Source organism: Thermoanaerobacterium sp. RBIITD (genome assembly GCF_900205865.1).
GTDB lineage: Bacteria > Bacillota > Thermoanaerobacteria > Thermoanaerobacterales > Thermoanaerobacteraceae > Thermoanaerobacterium.
This window is the reverse complement of record NZ_LT906662.1, coordinates 2,437,648-2,453,940: the sequence shown is the minus strand read 5'-3', so window position 1 is coordinate 2,453,940 and position 16,293 is coordinate 2,437,648. Positions and strand designations below refer to the sequence as shown.

General features: G+C 32.2%; 14 protein-coding genes. 4 read left to right on the top strand and 10 right to left on the bottom strand.

The window, feature by feature from the left end; all coding sequences use genetic code 11:
* Nucleotides 1-4 precede the first annotated feature (4 nt).
* Both ligD and CPG45_RS11710 read left to right on the top strand, forming a co-directional pair.
* Nucleotides 5-928, top strand: a complete 924-nt coding sequence (ligD, locus tag CPG45_RS11715) for a non-homologous end-joining DNA ligase (RefSeq protein WP_096232117.1) — start codon at nt 5-7, stop codon at nt 926-928.
* A 67-nt stretch (nt 929-995) separates the two neighbouring features.
* Nucleotides 996-2,657 carry a peptidoglycan D,D-transpeptidase FtsI family protein gene (locus CPG45_RS11710; RefSeq protein ID WP_096232116.1) on the top strand — a complete coding sequence of 554 codons (1,662 nt, stop codon included), beginning with the start codon at nt 996-998 and terminating at the stop codon, nt 2,655-2,657.
* Nucleotides 2,658-2,676: 19 nt separating this feature from the next.
* Here the strand turns inward: CPG45_RS11710 and CPG45_RS11705 are convergent, their stop codons facing one another.
* Both CPG45_RS11705 and CPG45_RS11700 read right to left on the bottom strand, forming a co-directional pair.
* Complete coding sequence (locus CPG45_RS11705; protein ID WP_096232114.1) at nt 2,677-3,042, bottom strand: NusG domain II-containing protein; 366 nt, start codon at nt 3,040-3,042, stop codon at nt 2,677-2,679.
* On the bottom strand, nt 3,029-4,078 hold the full coding sequence (locus CPG45_RS11700; protein ID WP_096232112.1) for an FAD:protein FMN transferase: 1,050 nt from the start codon (nt 4,076-4,078) through the stop codon (nt 3,029-3,031). The genes CPG45_RS11705 and CPG45_RS11700 overlap by 14 nt, the downstream gene beginning before the upstream one ends.
* Nucleotides 4,079-4,234: 156 nt before the next feature.
* On the opposite strand from CPG45_RS11700, the gene CPG45_RS11695 reads away from it, so the two are divergent.
* Nucleotides 4,235-4,927, top strand: a complete 693-nt coding sequence (locus tag CPG45_RS11695; protein WP_096232110.1) for a polysaccharide deacetylase family protein — start codon at nt 4,235-4,237, stop codon at nt 4,925-4,927.
* Between the two features lie 29 nt (nt 4,928-4,956).
* Complete coding sequence (locus tag CPG45_RS11690) at nt 4,957-5,502, top strand: YkoP family protein (protein ID WP_096232108.1); 546 nt, start codon at nt 4,957-4,959, stop codon at nt 5,500-5,502.
* Here the strand turns inward: CPG45_RS11690 and CPG45_RS11685 are convergent.
* The 8 genes from CPG45_RS11685 to CPG45_RS11650 all read right to left on the bottom strand — a co-directional run bounded on the left by CPG45_RS11685 (nt 5,496) and on the right by CPG45_RS11650 (nt 16,239).
* Nucleotides 5,496-6,788 carry an ABC transporter substrate-binding protein gene (locus CPG45_RS11685; protein ID WP_096232106.1) on the bottom strand — a complete coding sequence of 431 codons (1,293 nt, stop codon included), beginning with the start codon at nt 6,786-6,788 and terminating at the stop codon, nt 5,496-5,498. The genes CPG45_RS11690 and CPG45_RS11685 overlap by 7 nt on opposite strands.
* Before the next feature lie 199 nt (nt 6,789-6,987).
* Nucleotides 6,988-7,698 (bottom strand): YesL family protein, encoded by a 711-nt coding sequence (locus tag CPG45_RS11680; RefSeq protein ID WP_096232104.1) that lies wholly within the window; start codon nt 7,696-7,698, stop codon nt 6,988-6,990.
* An 80-nt stretch (nt 7,699-7,778) separates the two neighbouring features.
* Complete coding sequence (locus CPG45_RS11675; RefSeq protein ID WP_096232103.1) at nt 7,779-8,969, bottom strand: ROK family transcriptional regulator; 1,191 nt, start codon at nt 8,967-8,969, stop codon at nt 7,779-7,781.
* Between the two features lie 14 nt (nt 8,970-8,983).
* Entirely contained in the window at nt 8,984-9,970 is a 987-nt protein-coding gene (galE, locus tag CPG45_RS11670; RefSeq protein ID WP_096232101.1) for a UDP-glucose 4-epimerase GalE, read from the bottom strand.
* Nucleotides 9,971-9,985: 15 nt separating this feature from the next.
* A complete protein-coding gene (locus tag CPG45_RS11665) occupies nt 9,986-11,149 on the bottom strand; it encodes a galactokinase (protein ID WP_096232099.1) in 1,164 nt (387 codons plus the stop codon).
* Nucleotides 11,150-11,167: 18 nt separating this feature from the next.
* Complete coding sequence (gene galT, locus CPG45_RS11660) at nt 11,168-12,727, bottom strand: UDP-glucose--hexose-1-phosphate uridylyltransferase (protein ID WP_096232097.1); 1,560 nt, start codon at nt 12,725-12,727, stop codon at nt 11,168-11,170.
* A gap of 150 nt (nt 12,728-12,877) precedes the next feature.
* A complete protein-coding gene (locus CPG45_RS11655) occupies nt 12,878-15,067 on the bottom strand; it encodes an alpha-galactosidase (protein WP_096232095.1) in 2,190 nt (729 codons plus the stop codon).
* Nucleotides 15,068-15,246: 179 nt separating this feature from the next.
* Nucleotides 15,247-16,239 (bottom strand): LacI family DNA-binding transcriptional regulator, encoded by a 993-nt coding sequence (locus CPG45_RS11650; RefSeq protein WP_096232094.1) that lies wholly within the window; start codon nt 16,237-16,239, stop codon nt 15,247-15,249.
* Between the last annotated feature and the right edge of the window lie 54 nt (nt 16,240-16,293).

Sequence of the window (16,293 nt, the reverse complement as noted above, 5' to 3'; positions counted from 1 at the left end):
AATAATGTCAATGATCGAAGAAAAAATATCACCGATGTTAGCATCACCGGGAAATGTATTTGATAGCTCTGAATGGATATATGAGATAAAGTGGGATGGTTCGAGGACTCTCGCATTTCTTTCATCTAAAACCCGATTGCAGGATAGAAGACTTGTTGATATAAGCCATCAGTTTCCAGACCTTATGAAACTCAATAAATGTATTAATTCTGATGAAGCGATACTTGATGGGGAATTAATTGTATTAAAGGATGGAAAACCAAGTTACAGAAATATAATGTCGCGTAAGCATCAACAAAATTCTCTGAAAATTGATCTTTTAAGCAAATCATTGCCTGCCATGTTTGTAACATGGGATATATTATATATGGACGGAAAGGAATTAATAGGTTTACCGCTGATTGAACGAAAACGAATATTAGATAAAGTTGTGAATGAAAGTGACATCATAAAAATATCTGACTTTATCTATGAACATGGAAAAGCTCTTTTTGATGAAACGGGTAGACAAGGTCTTGAAGGTGTAATGGCAAAAAAAGCAGATTCTAAATATTATATTGGAAAGAGAAGCCGATTATGGCTTAAATTAAAACATTTCATAACAATAAATGCTGTCATTTTAGGATATCGGACTGATAAAATATCACTTATACTTGGTCTTTATGATGAAAATGATAAAATTGTTCCAATTGGAAGTGTCGAATCAGGCATATCACAAATCGAGCTTAAAGCTTTCATAGATGTAGCAAATGATATTAAAACCAACAATGATTTTTATCATTTAAAAGAAAAAAATATACAGTGGATTAAGCCTGCCATTGTTTGTAAAGTAAAATTCATGGAATGGTCAGAAAACTTTAAAATGAGAGCACCTTCTTTTATAGAGTTTGTATATGATGTAAAGCCTGAAGAATGCAGTTTTGTATAAACCAATTGAAATATGTATTACATTGTTTTAAAATAAAGTTATAATCTAAAAAGGGGGATACTTTCAATTGTCATCATTGAATAAAAAGCGCATTTTAATTATACTTTTAATTTTTTTGGTTCTGATATTCCTCATTTTAATACGCCTTGTATGGTTACAAGTAATAATGTCATCGAAGTATTCGTTGGCCGTTAAGAGGCAGACTACATCAAACATCATATTGAAACCTCAAAGGGGTATTATATATGATGCAAATGGAAATATCCTCGCTACAAATGTACCTGGTGGTGATGTCTTTGCATCACCAAAAAACATAAAGCATCCTGATAAAGTTACTGACGAATTATATAAATTATTAAATATGAAAAGGGATAACCTTTATAAAATATTAAATAATAAAACATCTGAATGGGCGATGCTTAAGAAGAATGTACCTTTAGATAACATAAACAAGATTAAAAAACTAAATTTAACAGGCATATACATAGATGATACAAACATCAGAAGTTATCCTGATAACAACTTATTATCGCAGACACTGGGTTTTACTGGCTCAGACGGCAATGGGCTTTATGGGTTAGAATATTCCTTTGAAAAATATCTTAAGGGAATACCTGGTCTTGAAATCGCAAATACCGATGAAGTAGGACATATTATTGGCCTTCCGGAAAAACTTTATAAACCAGAGAGGGGAAATGATGTTGTTCTTACTATTGATTCGGTTATACAAGGATATGCCGAGACTGCCATTGAAAAAGCTTATGAAAATTATAGCCCTGCTAATGGTATAACTGCAATTGTAATAAATCCTAAAACAGGAGATATACTTGCAATGGCAAGCAAACCAGATTTTAATCCAAATGAACCATATAAAGTCAGCTCTGATAATATTTGGTCAAATCCTGCAGTGTCAGGATTATATGAACCAGGATCTGTATTTAAAGTCGTAACTGCATCAGCTGCACTTGAACAAGCAGTTGTTACCCCAAATGAGCAGTTTTATGACCCTGGATATTACATTGTTGCAGGACATAGAATAAATAGCTGGACAAATCTCGGTAGTATAGATTTTGCAAAAGCAGTTGAAATGTCCAGCGACACTGTCTTTATGAAAATTATAGTAGAAAGACTTGGATTAAATACCTTGTATAAATACATACATTCTTTTGGATTTGGTGAAGAAACAGGTATACCTCTTCCAGGCGAAGCATCAGGGATGATTATACAGGAGAGTAAAGTTCAACCAGTTGACCTTGCTTCAATATCATTTGGACAAGGTATTGCTGTGACGCCACTGCAAATGCTAAATGCTTTTTCAGCAACTATTAATGGCGGATATTTGATGAAACCAAATATAGTCAAAGAGGTAAAAAATAATGATAAAGTCATTAAAGAATTTAAGCCACAGGTTGTAAGACAAGTTATATCAGAAGATACATCTAATACAATGAAAACATTACTTCAAAAAGTTGTCGATGAAGGTACTGGTAAGGCCTGCCAGATACCAGGTGTTACTGTAGGTGGAAAATCGGGTACAACCGAAAACTATTCGCCGGGAAAGTACACTGCATCTTTTGCTGCATTTGCACCTGTAGATAACCCTGAAGTCGCAGTTATTGTCGTGATAAGAAACCCTACTAAAAATGGACATATGGGGGGAGAAATAGCAGCACCTGTTGTAAAAGATATATTATCAAATACATTAAGATATATTTCAGTGAAAAAATAGCCGTAAATTCTTACGGCTATTAATATACTACATCATCGACTTCACCTTTATTACCTATAACTCTGACAACAACTCTGTTTGGAAGACATACAATTTGCTGCCCTTCTTTATCAATCCATCCTGTCTTAACACAGATTTGATCGTGACAATCAGCCTCCTCCATTCTAACTCTTCCATTTTTTATTTCTACTATATTTATGTGTTTGCCATTATGAATTGTAATAGTCTTATCGATGTTAAGTGACAATTCTTGATATTTCGTTCCGTTTACTTCTATTATTACCTTGCTGCCATTCCTGTTAAATGCCTTATAATATGTGAAGTATCCCGAAATGATTGAAGTTACAATCAATACGCCTATTAAGATTTTATCACCTATTTTCATACAGTTTAAACCTCGTATCTGTTATTTTTAATTTCCCTTTGAGTCCGGATGTTGCATACACTTTATAATCTGGTGTAACAAAAATAGCATCAACACCAGGCATACTCTCAATAAGCTTCATACCTTTATCAACGCCAAGAATAAATGTTATCGTAGATAATGCATCGGCATCGATAGATTTAATATTAGAAGAAACTATGGTCGTACTTACAACACCGCTTTCTGCCGGATATCCTGTATAAGGATTTAATATATGATGATATCTTTTACCATCCTTAATAAAGTATCTTTCATAATTACCGGATGTATCTATAAGCATATCTTTGCCAGAAACTATTGCGAAATATTTCCCTTTATCGCCAAATGGATCCTGAATACCAATATTCCAATTTGAACCATCTGGTTTTGACCCAAGCATATAAACACTGCTTCCACCAAGGTTTAAAAGAGCATGTTTAACGCCGTATTTTTTCATTATGTTTTCAATTTCATCAGCGGTATAGCCTTTAGCAATACCACCTAAGTCTATTGCCATACCTGGGCGTTTTAATTTTACCTCGTTATCTTTTTCATTCAATAAAACATCTCTATAATTTATAAGTTTCATGGCATCTTTAATCTGATTATCTGGTGGAATATGGGCATTTTTTGTGCCAATTCCCCACAAATTTACAAGTGGTGCAATTGTTATATCAAAATTCCCATCGCTAATTTTGCCATATTTCAATGCTGTTTTTATGACATAAAGTGTATCAGGATTCACTTTTACGAAATCTTTTCCAGAATTATTATTTATTTTTTGTATATCACTTCCATCTTTTTGACTGCTCATTTGATTATCTATCACTTTTATTCTGTTCATAGATTCATCAACAGCTTTTTTAGCATTCTTTCCATATGCTGTAACTTGCATCACAGTGTCCATCATAAAATCCGTTCTTGTATATTGCTTATCATCATTTCCACAAGCAATCAATGAAAAAGAAATCACTGAAATTAACATAATTGCTAGAAACTTTTCAGTTATATGGTTCATAAAGTTATACAATCCCTTCAATGTCCTATAATAAAATCACATATTTTATTATAAATGTTTTTCAGTTACACTTCAACTAACTCTACTGTTAATATATTCACTTGTAAGTTTTCATATTTACGTATATAATTTTATTGTAAGGGGGAAGTTGAGGCCATGATAGAATTCATGATTAAAATTTACATATTATATCTTGTACTTGTAGCATTGTTACCAACAATTCTTGGGCGTATATTTCATTATAACGTAATATACAACAACAAAAAAAAACTCCCATGGATTACAATAACCTTTGATGATGGTCCAGATCCAGAATACACACCTATTTTGCTTTCACTACTTGATAAATATGATGTTAAGGCGTGCTTTTTTTTACTCGCTGATAAAGTTGAAAAATATCCCGACCTTGCTAGAGAGATAGTTAATAAAGGACATGAGATAGGAATACATGGTTATAAGCATTATGTGAATTGGTTTTTGGGCCCGAAAGCGACTTATAATGAATTATTAAGATCAATAGAAATTATATATAATATAACCGGAAAATACCCTTCATATTACAGGCCGCCATGGGGATTATTTACTACATTTATATACCGTTATTCAAAAAAGCTCGGTGTTAAGATTATATTGTGGAGCTACATGAGCTGGGATTGGAAGGTTAAAGACCCTGATTTAATAGTAAATAACATCTTAAAAAGAGTAAAAGGCGGACATATCCTAATATTCCATGATAGCAGCACTAATATTGCATCTGACAAAGAAGCACCGGAAACAATGATAAAAGCTCTCGATGAGATCATAAAGGGGATCAAGGAAAAACATTTAGAAATTGTCGACATAAATTAATTTATTTTTTCTTAAGTGAGGTAGCTTTTATGAAAAAAATATTTAGATACATTTGGTCGTTATGGGAATACATTTTTGCAAAAATAGATAGGATTCATAACGTTGGTGATGATGATTCCGCACTTAGAATTGCAATCAAAACATATCATGGCAAAAAAATAATTTTAAAAGACGGTACTACAATAAGTCGCGGTGATAAATATGGTGAACTACATTTAAACAATAAAATGCTGACAAAAATAACATCAAAAAATAGCTCACCCGTTTCTATAGGAATTACCGCTCTAAGGGAATTTAAAAAGTCCCTTAAGGTCTTTAAAAAGTATATAAATGAAAACCGTGAATTTGATAATATTAATGTATTTATGGGTTATTCTCTTTTTAATCAAGGAATAGAATTACTGGGCTTTGAAGTCAGAGATATAAAATCGCCTCTCGAAAGATTTATTTTTACATATTATGAAATGCTACTCCTCGTTATTTTCCATCCTGACGGATTCAAAAGATTGAAAAATAATAAATTTACTGCCAAATTAGTTTTGATTTCAAAGAACACTATTAATAACAATTACTGATGTATAATATCATTTATCTTTTTTAATATTGCATCAGCACTATCATTATTTTTCAGTCCATCATGAATTGTATTATTGATTTTTATATTTTTATCTTGCCAATTTTCTGGAACGTAATTTGTATAATTAATGGCTTTTTCAATTCTTTTCATATACTCATCACTAACTGATATACCTTTCTTTACTGGAATATAACCCATGTCCTCAACATCTTTCTGTGAATCTGTTATAAATTTTATAAATTTGTAAGCCAATTCTAACTTCTTTTTATCACTTTGCTTAGTAATACCATATCCATAAACTTTTGAAGATATTGTAAATGGGATATCACCATCCCCTTCCGGATATAATGCAACATCAAACTCAAAAAGCTTATTTCTACTTTGAAGGTACTTCAAATTAGCTATTTTATAGCTTTCGTCAACCAATACCGCACTTTCTTTTAGCGTTGCAAAACTATCCCATACTTTATTATAGTCACCTTCAAATGATACAGGATTTAAAACTCCCTTTTTATTTAAATCAACTAATTTTTGTATTCCAGATAGTGCTTGAGGACCATCAAAAGAAATTTTGCCTTTATCATCTACAATATTTGCGCCATCTGACATCAAAAACCCCCATACATTATAATTATTATCATCAATATATGTTGATAGACCGTAATAATTTATTTTATCCTTTTTACCTGCATGATATGTCAATTTCATCATATCCTCAACAAATTTATCATATGTCCACTCACCATTTTCTGGTAATTCTACTTCTCTTTTATTGAACATATCTAGATTTAGAAATAATACATTAGTGTACATACCAAGTGGAAGTCCATATATATTTCCTTTATATGTGAATGTATTAATAACCCTTTCCTTTAGCATGTCTTCATAATTTCTATCTAAATATTTATTTAATGGTTCTAGTTTACCTTCATATATATTTGGATTATCAGCCGCAATTGGTATTATATCTGGCCTTGTACTATCGCTCAACAATTTATTAATTTTATCAAATCCATCTTTGTATTGAAGGGGTTCAAATTCAATTATTACACCCGGATGATTGTACTCAAAGTCCTGTATCTTTTTCTTTATAAAGTTAAAACCATCTGGGTCATTTATTGATGGATGCGGGAAATCCCAAAGGGTAATGATCCCCCTGTATCCTTGTTCCTCCAGTGGCTCTGTCTTTATTTTCCCTGTTTCAAATAGATACATATAATGGGGCCAATACAATAAAAACGCTATAATTAATATAATCATAAAAAGAGTAAAAGGCTTTTTCATAAAATCCACCTCTTACTCTATCTATATTCAAATCTTGAATTCTATATCACTCTTTATTTTTCTTTAATTCATTTATTTCATTTTCCAATTGATCCGTTTAAATGCTCCTACTGCACTGAGTAATATATTTTAATAATAGATAATATTATCCAATATGGAAATTCTTATTCATTTTTCCAATGCCTTTTTATTTATCTTTCTAATCACTCTCTTCTTTATTTGTTTTTGTCATTCTAGAATCAATAAATTTTTCAAATAATCCCCTGTCATAAACATTTATTATAAGTCCTACCAAGCTAAAACCTATAACTAATAGTGGTATTAAAGCTAATATAAAGCTAATAAAGATTATTGCAATACTTAATAAAACAATTCCAACTGTTTGAGGCAATCTTATAATTGAAAATATAAATGCATTCTTGTATATATGCCTAATTTTAAGATTATACGTAACCATCAGAGGGTAAGTATACACATTAACTAAGATAAATATAAATCCTATAAAAATTGTTATATAAGTCCCAGCGATCTTTATAAATCCTGAGCTATATGTTGTATAAATCTTAAAATTATTTATAAGGATAAACGCCGCTAATACGTTAATCAGGGTAATAATAAAGCTCTGTTTAAAATTCTTTATAAAGCCATCTTTAAAGTCATTCCAAAGCCAAACGTTTCTACCAAGGGCATGATTCCGCAGCACATTATTAAATCCAGCCAATGCTGGTCCTATTGTAATAATAGGTATACAAAATATAATAAATAATAGATTCAAACTAATAAGCTGCCAGAAATTGTTTTTGAGAATATCAAAAAATAGTGCTACACCTTTTTTAGGAATATCATCTGCATTTAAATCAGGTCTATGTGGATCACCATAATACATCCTATTAAAAAAGTTTCCAAACATCGTTTTCCTCCTATATAAATCTTTAATTCTATTATAAATATTATTATATCAATTTTCAAATACAAAAATTAGGATGGCATTTATAAAATACCATCCAAGATTATATTTGAAATTCCCATAAGTGCTGCGTTGTAATCAGGATTTGAAAATTCTATTCTACATGTTGCATATGATGCTTCAAAAGAACGGTTTTTTATCGTTTCAATGACAACATCTTCTATATATTGCTTTGCTCTAGCAATTCCACCTGTAATCAAAACTAATTCTGGATTAAATACATTAACTATATTTGCGATTCCTATACCGAGGTATATAGCAATCTTCTTTAATTCAGCTGATGCAATATCATCATTTTCTTCTACAGCTTTATAAACTAAATCAGGTGTAATATTATCAAAATCACCAGCTACATACTGGTAAATTATTGATTTAGAACCTTCTTTTATCCTTTTTATTACATTATTTATAAGGGCCTTTTCTGATGCTACTGCTTCAAAACATCCATAATTTCCACAGCTGCATTTTGGGCCAGCAACATCTATTGTCGTATGCCCTATCTCACCAGCTATGTCATTTATCCCTCTGTATATTTTCCCGTCCAATATTATCGTCGCACCTATGCCATAACTTACTTTTAAAAAAACCATATTTTCAACATCCTTAGCAACACCATTATAGAATTCTCCCAATGCCATTGATCTAACATCATTTTCGACAAATGCTGGAATATCAAATTCTTTTTCAATCATCTCTTTAATAGGGACATTTCTCCAGCCTATATTAGGCGAAAAAACTGATATACCTTGACTTGATCTTACAGGCCCCCTTACAACAACACCAATACCAGCTATTTTATTCTTTGATGATTTTTTTATTTCCTTAATTGTTTTCGTTAATAATCCAAGAATGCTATCTTGGCTTTCATTCTTTATATTTACATATTTTTTATCTTTAATATTTATTTCGGCGTCTACTAAATATCCTTCCATCGCATTAGTACCTATTATTAGGATGATGAGATTAAATGCTTCATTATTTATTTTTAAAAAAACAGGCGGCCTTCCGCCGCTGGATTCGCCAAGTTTATCTTCTTTCACGAGCCCACTGTCAATTAACCTGTTTATTATATTTGTAACTGTGGGTGGTGTTAGATTAGTAATCTTCGCTATTTCAGATCTTGAAGCATACCCATTTCGTCTTATAACATTTAATATTAAACTTTCATTCATGCCTTTTAATAGCTTATAACTTACAGGTATCAAATCCGCCAATATTATCACTCCAATTAATCCTTATAACCATTTGGATGTGTCATATGCCATTTCCACGCTGTATTTATTATTTCTTCAAGTGTATCATGCTGTGGTTTCCAACCAAGCTCTTTTATAATCTTATCTGATGATGCTACTAGTCTAGCAGGGTCTCCTGCACGTCTTGAAACAACTTTAGCAGGTATAGGATGTCCTGTTACTTTCCTCGCTGTCTCGATTACTTCTTTTACAGTAAAGCCCTCCCCATTTCCAAGGTTGTATGTGGCACTTAAATTATCGCGCCTTAGTTTATTAAGTGCTAAAATGTGCGCATCAGCTAAGTCTGTAACGTGGATATAATCCCTTATACATGTGCCATCTTTCGTATCGTAGTCATCACCGAATATATTAATACAATCTCTTTTCCCAAGTGGGACCTGTAGTATAAGTGGTATTAAATGTGTCTCTGGATTATGGTCTTCACCGATTTTCCCGCTTACATCTGCACCAGCCACATTAAAATACCTCAACACGACATACTTTATTCCATATGCATTATCACACCATTTAAGCATTTTTTCAACAGCTAATTTCGTTTCGCCATATGGATTTGTCGGAAATGTTTTGTCATCTTCTTTTATAGGTACATTTTCAGGTTCACCATATGTTGCAGCAGTCGATGAAAAGACTATCTTTTTGACACCATATTCCTTCATCTTTTTTAATAAGCATAATGTGCCATATACATTGTTTTCATAATATTTTAAGGGTTTTTCAACACTTTCACCGACTAATGAGAAAGCTGCAAAATCTATAGCGGCTTCTATTTCATTTTCTTTAAAGACCTTATCCATAAATTCGCTGTCCTTTAAATCGCCAACATACAGTTTACCATCAATAACTGCTTTTTCATGCCCTGTTATCAGATTATCAACTATAACTACATCTTCACCTTTTTTAGCAAGCTCATATGCTGTATGACTACCTATATAACCGGCACCACCACAAACTAATATTGACATCTAAAATTCCTCCTTTTACTCTTTTATCTCCTTTGCTCCATCACCAACACCTGTTACATACATTGATGGAGCATATCCTATCTTTTCTTCATATCCTTTTGAAACAATATTCACAAAATCATCTACATATTCCTCCTTTACAAGGCTTACAGTACAGCCGCCAAATCCTGCACCCGTCATTCTTGAACCTATGACAAAATCCAATTTCAATGCTTCATCAACAAGAGTGTCCAACTCTTTTCCTGTTACTTCATAATCATCCCTTAGAGAATTGTGTGATTCTATCATAAGCTTCCCGAATTCTTTAATGTCGTTATTTTTAAGAGCATTAACCGCTAAAAGAACTCTTTCATCTTCTGTCACAACATGTCTTGCCCTTTTTACTAAAACATCATCCGGTATCAAATACTTGTATTTCTCAAATTCTTCTGCTGTAACCTGCCCCAAATTGTCAACATTTAGTTCTTTCTTAAGATAGCTTAGAGCTTTTTCGCACTGGCTTCTCCTTTCGTTGTATTTTGAGTCCTGAAGTCCTCTTCTTTTATTCGTATTCGATATTACAATCTTATATCCCGAAAGGTTTAGTGGAACATAAGAATATTCCAATGTATCACATTTTAAAAATATAGCATAGTCTTCTTTTCCCATTCCAACTGCAAACTGATCCATGATACCGCAATTAACACCTACAAAAGTATTTTCAGCTTTTTGACACAGTTTTACAAGTTTAATTCTATCTATATTGAGATTTAATACCTCATTAAGAGCCACAGCTGTTACGAGCTCTATTGAAGCAGATGAGGAAAGCCCTGCGCCATTAGGTATATTGCCTTCAAAAACTGCTTCAAAACCCTTCAATTGATGTCCTTCATCTTGAAGTACTTTGAGAACACCTTTGGGATAATTTGCCCAATCATCTTTTTTATCATATACTAAATTATTAATGCTCGTTTCAACTTTTAAATCAAAATTTAATGAAGTCAATAAAACTCTGTCGTCGTTTCTCATTCTTATTGCCATATATGTTCCAAAATCGAGTGTACAAGGGAATACATATCCTCCATTATAATCAGTGTGCTCCCCTATCAAATTAACCCTACCTGGTGAATAAAATAGCCTAATTTCTTCGCCTTTATCACCATAAATACTCTTTAATTGTTCAATTACTTTTGCTGGCATTAAAATTCCTCCTTTGATTTAATCTTTATTAAACCCTGCAACACTTAAAAATCTTTCAAATGCCGATTTACCCTTCTCATCTCGTTTATAAACTCCTGCATCCATCAATACCTTTAGGAAAATATTGCCTACTTCATCTTTAAGTACATTTTCTGCTTCATCTTTATTAAGCCTTGTACCATATTTGTCAATTAGTTCATCTATCCACGGAATATGTTTAAAAAGCATATTACCTTCATCAACATTAGTTTTATCAAATTTCATATCCCCTGTTAATATTTTTTCTATTTCATCAAGCTCATTTTTTAACCTTCCGGGTAAAACTGCAAGCCCCATAACTTCAATTAAGCCTATATTTTCCTTCTTTATATGGTGTAACTCTACATGGGGGTGGAATATTCCATAAGGATATTTATCTGTCGTTCTATTATTTCTTAAGACTAAATCAAGTTCATATTCATCATTTTTATTTTTTCTTGCAATAGGTGTAATTGTATTATGTGGTACTACTTTTCCATCTTTTTCGCTGTATGCCAAAATATCTGCAGATGGGTCGCTATAGTCTCTCCACTTTTTAAGTGTTAATGAAGATAATTCAATAAGCTTATCTTTATTTTTACTTGAAAGTCTTATTACAGATAATGGCCATTTTACAATCCCAGCTTTAACATCCGGAAAAGATTTATTTCTATAAAACTGCTCTATTGCAGCTTCTTCCATAGGAAATACATGGCGTCCACCTTGAAAATGTTCATGTACTAAAATTGACCCACCAACAATCGGCAAATCGGCATTTGACCCCATAAAATAGTGAGGAAATTGATCGATAAAGTCAAGTAACCTAATAAATGTCTTCTCAGATATCTTCATAGGTACATGATTTTCATATAATAAGATGCAATGTTCGTTATAATATACATATGGTGAATACTGAAAATACCACTGCTCCCCTGCAACGGTTATGGGTATAACTCTATGGTTCTGTCTTGCCGGATGATTTAAGTTTCCACTAAAACCTACATTCTCAACACACAGAAGACATTTAGGATAATTTGTCTGCTTCATTGACTTTGCGGCAGCAATATCTTTGGGGTCTTTTTCAGGTTTTGAAAGGTTTACGGTTATCTCGAGTTTACCATAATCAGTGTTAGTCCTCCAATATAAATTCTTTGCTATGCGATCCATCCTTATATAATATGAATCTTTTGATAATGCATAAAAATAATCTGTTGCTTTTTTAATCCCTTCATTTTTCTTTATGTCGTTAAATTTCTTCACTACTTCTGATTCTCGTGGCATCAATAGCCCCATAATCTTTGTATCAAATAAGTCCCTACTAGTAATTGTATTATCTTGTATGATGCCATTTTCATATGCAAAATCTAAAAGTGCATCAAGTATTTCATGGGGATCCTTCACATCAACATCTGGTATAGGTCCGTTATATGGCTCATTTATTTTTAATATGTTAAGAAGCGAATTGCGGCACTGTATCATATCGATATCCTCTATTATACCATGCTTTAGTGCATACTGCAGCAATTCTTCTATCTTAAATGCGGCGCTATTGATATCCATCTAAATCCATTCCTTTCACATTAATTTGCATTCCTTAATATTATAATACTACATATAATAACTTTTTTCAATATTTTAATTAAGTCTAACAGAATAAATTTTATAAAAAGAATATATTCTGATAATTCAGTCAGGATATATTCCAATAATTTATTCCACAGCCTTAAATCTTAACATTACACTCTGAAAATCTCCAGGTATATCCGGTATATATAAACCGGCATTTTGGAGTTCGTCGCCGCCGTAAATTTCACCGTTGTCTATTAACATATAGTTAAAGTCATCATTTATTCCTCTTAATTTAAGATATTTATCAGGTGCATTCGGTACTACTAGCACTTTAAAGTAAAAGACTATAAATTCTCTTTTATCTTCTGTGACAAACATCCATGCCGCTTCATTGCCGTCAAAGGGACTTTCTAATCTATAAAAGTCGCCGAATGATATTATATTCCGTATTTCTTTGTATGTTTTAACTTGATTTTTGATTTCCTCTTTATCTTCTTCATTTAATTTACTTAAATCCAATTCATATCCAAATTCTGCCGACATTGCTACATTACCGCGGGTTTTTATTGGCGTTATACGTCCTATCTGATGGTTCGGAACCGCTGAAAGATGACTGCATATAGTTGATATAGGATATACTATGCTTGTCCCATATTGCACTTTTATTCTCTCTATTGCATCTGTATCATCGCTTGCCCATATCTGTGGCATGTAGTACAACATACCAGGATCGAACCTTCCGCCACCACCAGAACATCCTTCAAAAAGTACGTCTGGAAAACTACTTGTAATCTTCTCTAATACTTTATAAAGTCCAAGCACATACCTATGTGCAGTCTCTTTCTGCCTTTCAGGTGGTAATAATTCTGAGCTTATTTCTGTCATATGTCTATTCATATCCCATTTGACATATGATATGTTAGCAGAGTTTAATATGTCTGATACAGATTTAATGATAAACTCACAGACTTCATCCCTTGAAAGGTCCAGTATTAATTGATTTCTTCCAAGTGAGCGGCTTCTATTCGGTACATGGAGGCACCAATCAGGGTGTTTTCTGTATAAATCACTATCTGGTGATACCATCTCAGGTTCGAACCATAATCCAAATTTTAATCCAGTTTCATTAACCTTCTTTGCCAAACCTTCTAATCCATCAGGAAGTTTTACTTTATCAACATACCAATCCCCAAGTGAACTATCGTCACAGTTTCTTTTGCCAAACCAGCCATCATCAAGGACAAAAAGCTCTATTCCTAGTTTAGCCGCTTCTTTAGCAATATCAAGAAGTTTTTTCTCATTGAATTTAAAATATGTAGCTTCCCAATTATTTATGAGGACTGGCCTTACCATATCTCTGAATTTTCCCCTGCAAAGTCTTTCCCTGTAGAGCTTATGATATATCTCTGACATTTTATTTAGACCTTGATCAGAATATACCATAACTACTTCAGGTGTCTGGAAACTTTCATTACTCTTCAAAAGCCATGTAAAATCAAAAGGATTAATACCCATTGAAACCCTTGCTGTACTAAATTGGTCCACTTCGACATATGCAGCAAAATTTCCGCTGTAAACAAGGCTAAAGCCATAAACCTCGCCATTGTATTCATCAGCATTCTTCCTCATTAAACACAAAAATGGGTTTTGTTGATGGCTGCTGGCACCTCTTCTGCTTTCTATTGCCTGTAACCCCGATGTTAATGGCCTTCTTACTATATGCCTTTCCCTCGCCCATGCACCTGAAAGCTGTAGCATGTCGAAGTCATCGTCTTTAAAATCTACATTCATACTTAATGCTCTTAATAACTTTATATCTTTTATACCTTCGTTAACAAATTTAACAGATCTCGTTATCGCGTTATAGTCTTCAAAAACCGTATATGTTAGTATGACTTTAAGATCGATTACATCATCATATAATTCAATGTCAAGTGTCGTAGCTTCATTCTCATTTTCAACATATGTGGCAGGGAGGCCCTCAAGCTTTTCTTTGCCTTTATATATTCTATGTTTTAAATATTTTAAATCCGATATCGTATTGCCCTCTTCAAGTTGTACTTGATATGCGGGAATTCTCATGTCAGAATTACCGTATTGTGGATACTCCTGTCTCAATGTGTCGAGAGAAAATTGTATATCTCCAGGAATTGGATTAGGAGAAAATGCTCTTAATTTCATTTGATAAAGATTTTTGACATTTACATTTCTAATCCTCTTACCATAATGAAGATTTGTAATGTATCCAGTATCGAGTACCTTCATAATATATGATGTTTCTTTTGTATTAAGGTAGAAGACTTTATTTACTTCATCAAAATAAATACCCACAACAATATGCCTCCTTTTTATTTCCATATTATGTTTATTAATTTATTTTAAATACTTTATTAATTTTGAGTATAACATAAATGATTTATAATTTAAATATAAAAAAAAAGCCGATTTAAGACAAAACCGACTTTTTTATCACAGTTATAAACTGTTCAATATCATCTTACCATTCTTTATCATCGTATCTTTTTTACAGATTCCCTTACAATAAGCTCTGTATCAATATATATTTTCTTATTTTTACAATCCTTACCTGACAAAAGTATTTCTGCGCCCTTTTTGCTTACACCACTTATATCTCTTTTTACTGTTGTCAATGCTGGTATTGTAAATCTGCAAAAACTACTGTTATCAAAGCCTATGATTGATATATCATCTGGTATGGTGAAACCTGCTTCAAAAGAAGCTTTCATAGCCCCTACCGCCATATCGTCATTCGAACAAAAAACTGCTGTTGGTCTGTCTTTTATATCAAGAAGCTTTTTCATAGCCTTATATCCGCTTTCCATAGTATAATTGCCTCGAACTAAATATTCTTTACATATTTTGATATTATATTTCTCTAATGCTTTTATAAAACCTTTTTTTCTTTCTTTCGATGCTCTAAATCCTAATTTTCCTTCTATAAAAGCTATATTTTTATGGCCATTTTCTATAAGATATTTTGTCGCTATATATGCTCCTTCCATATCCGCCGATAATACATTTACAATGGAATTATCTGTTATATACCTATTAAGAACGACAACAGGTATTTTCTTATTATGTGCGTAATCTATAAAATTATCATCATTGTCACTCTGACTCATAACTATAATTCCATCGAAGTTCTTCTTATCAATAAATGAAAAGTCATTATAATCATCTATACTTTTTACTACTAAATTATAGTTGCCTTTAATAACACTATTTACACCCATTATTGTCTGATAAAAGAATTCAGGTGTTGTCTCTTCACCCATTGTTGAAAAGAAGAGTCCAATATTAAACGATTTACGTGTTACTAAGCTTCTCGCACTAACATTCGGTACATAATGTAGTTCCTTCGCAATAGCTTTTATTTTGTTTTTTGTCTCTTCATTTACAAGAGGACTATCATTAAGTGCTCTTGATACTGTTGTATGTGAAACATTTGCAAGCTTTGCTATATATTTTATTGTAACTCCCATTTATAATCCTTTCTTTTAATAAATATAATGTCTTATTTTATATCTGAGGATCTT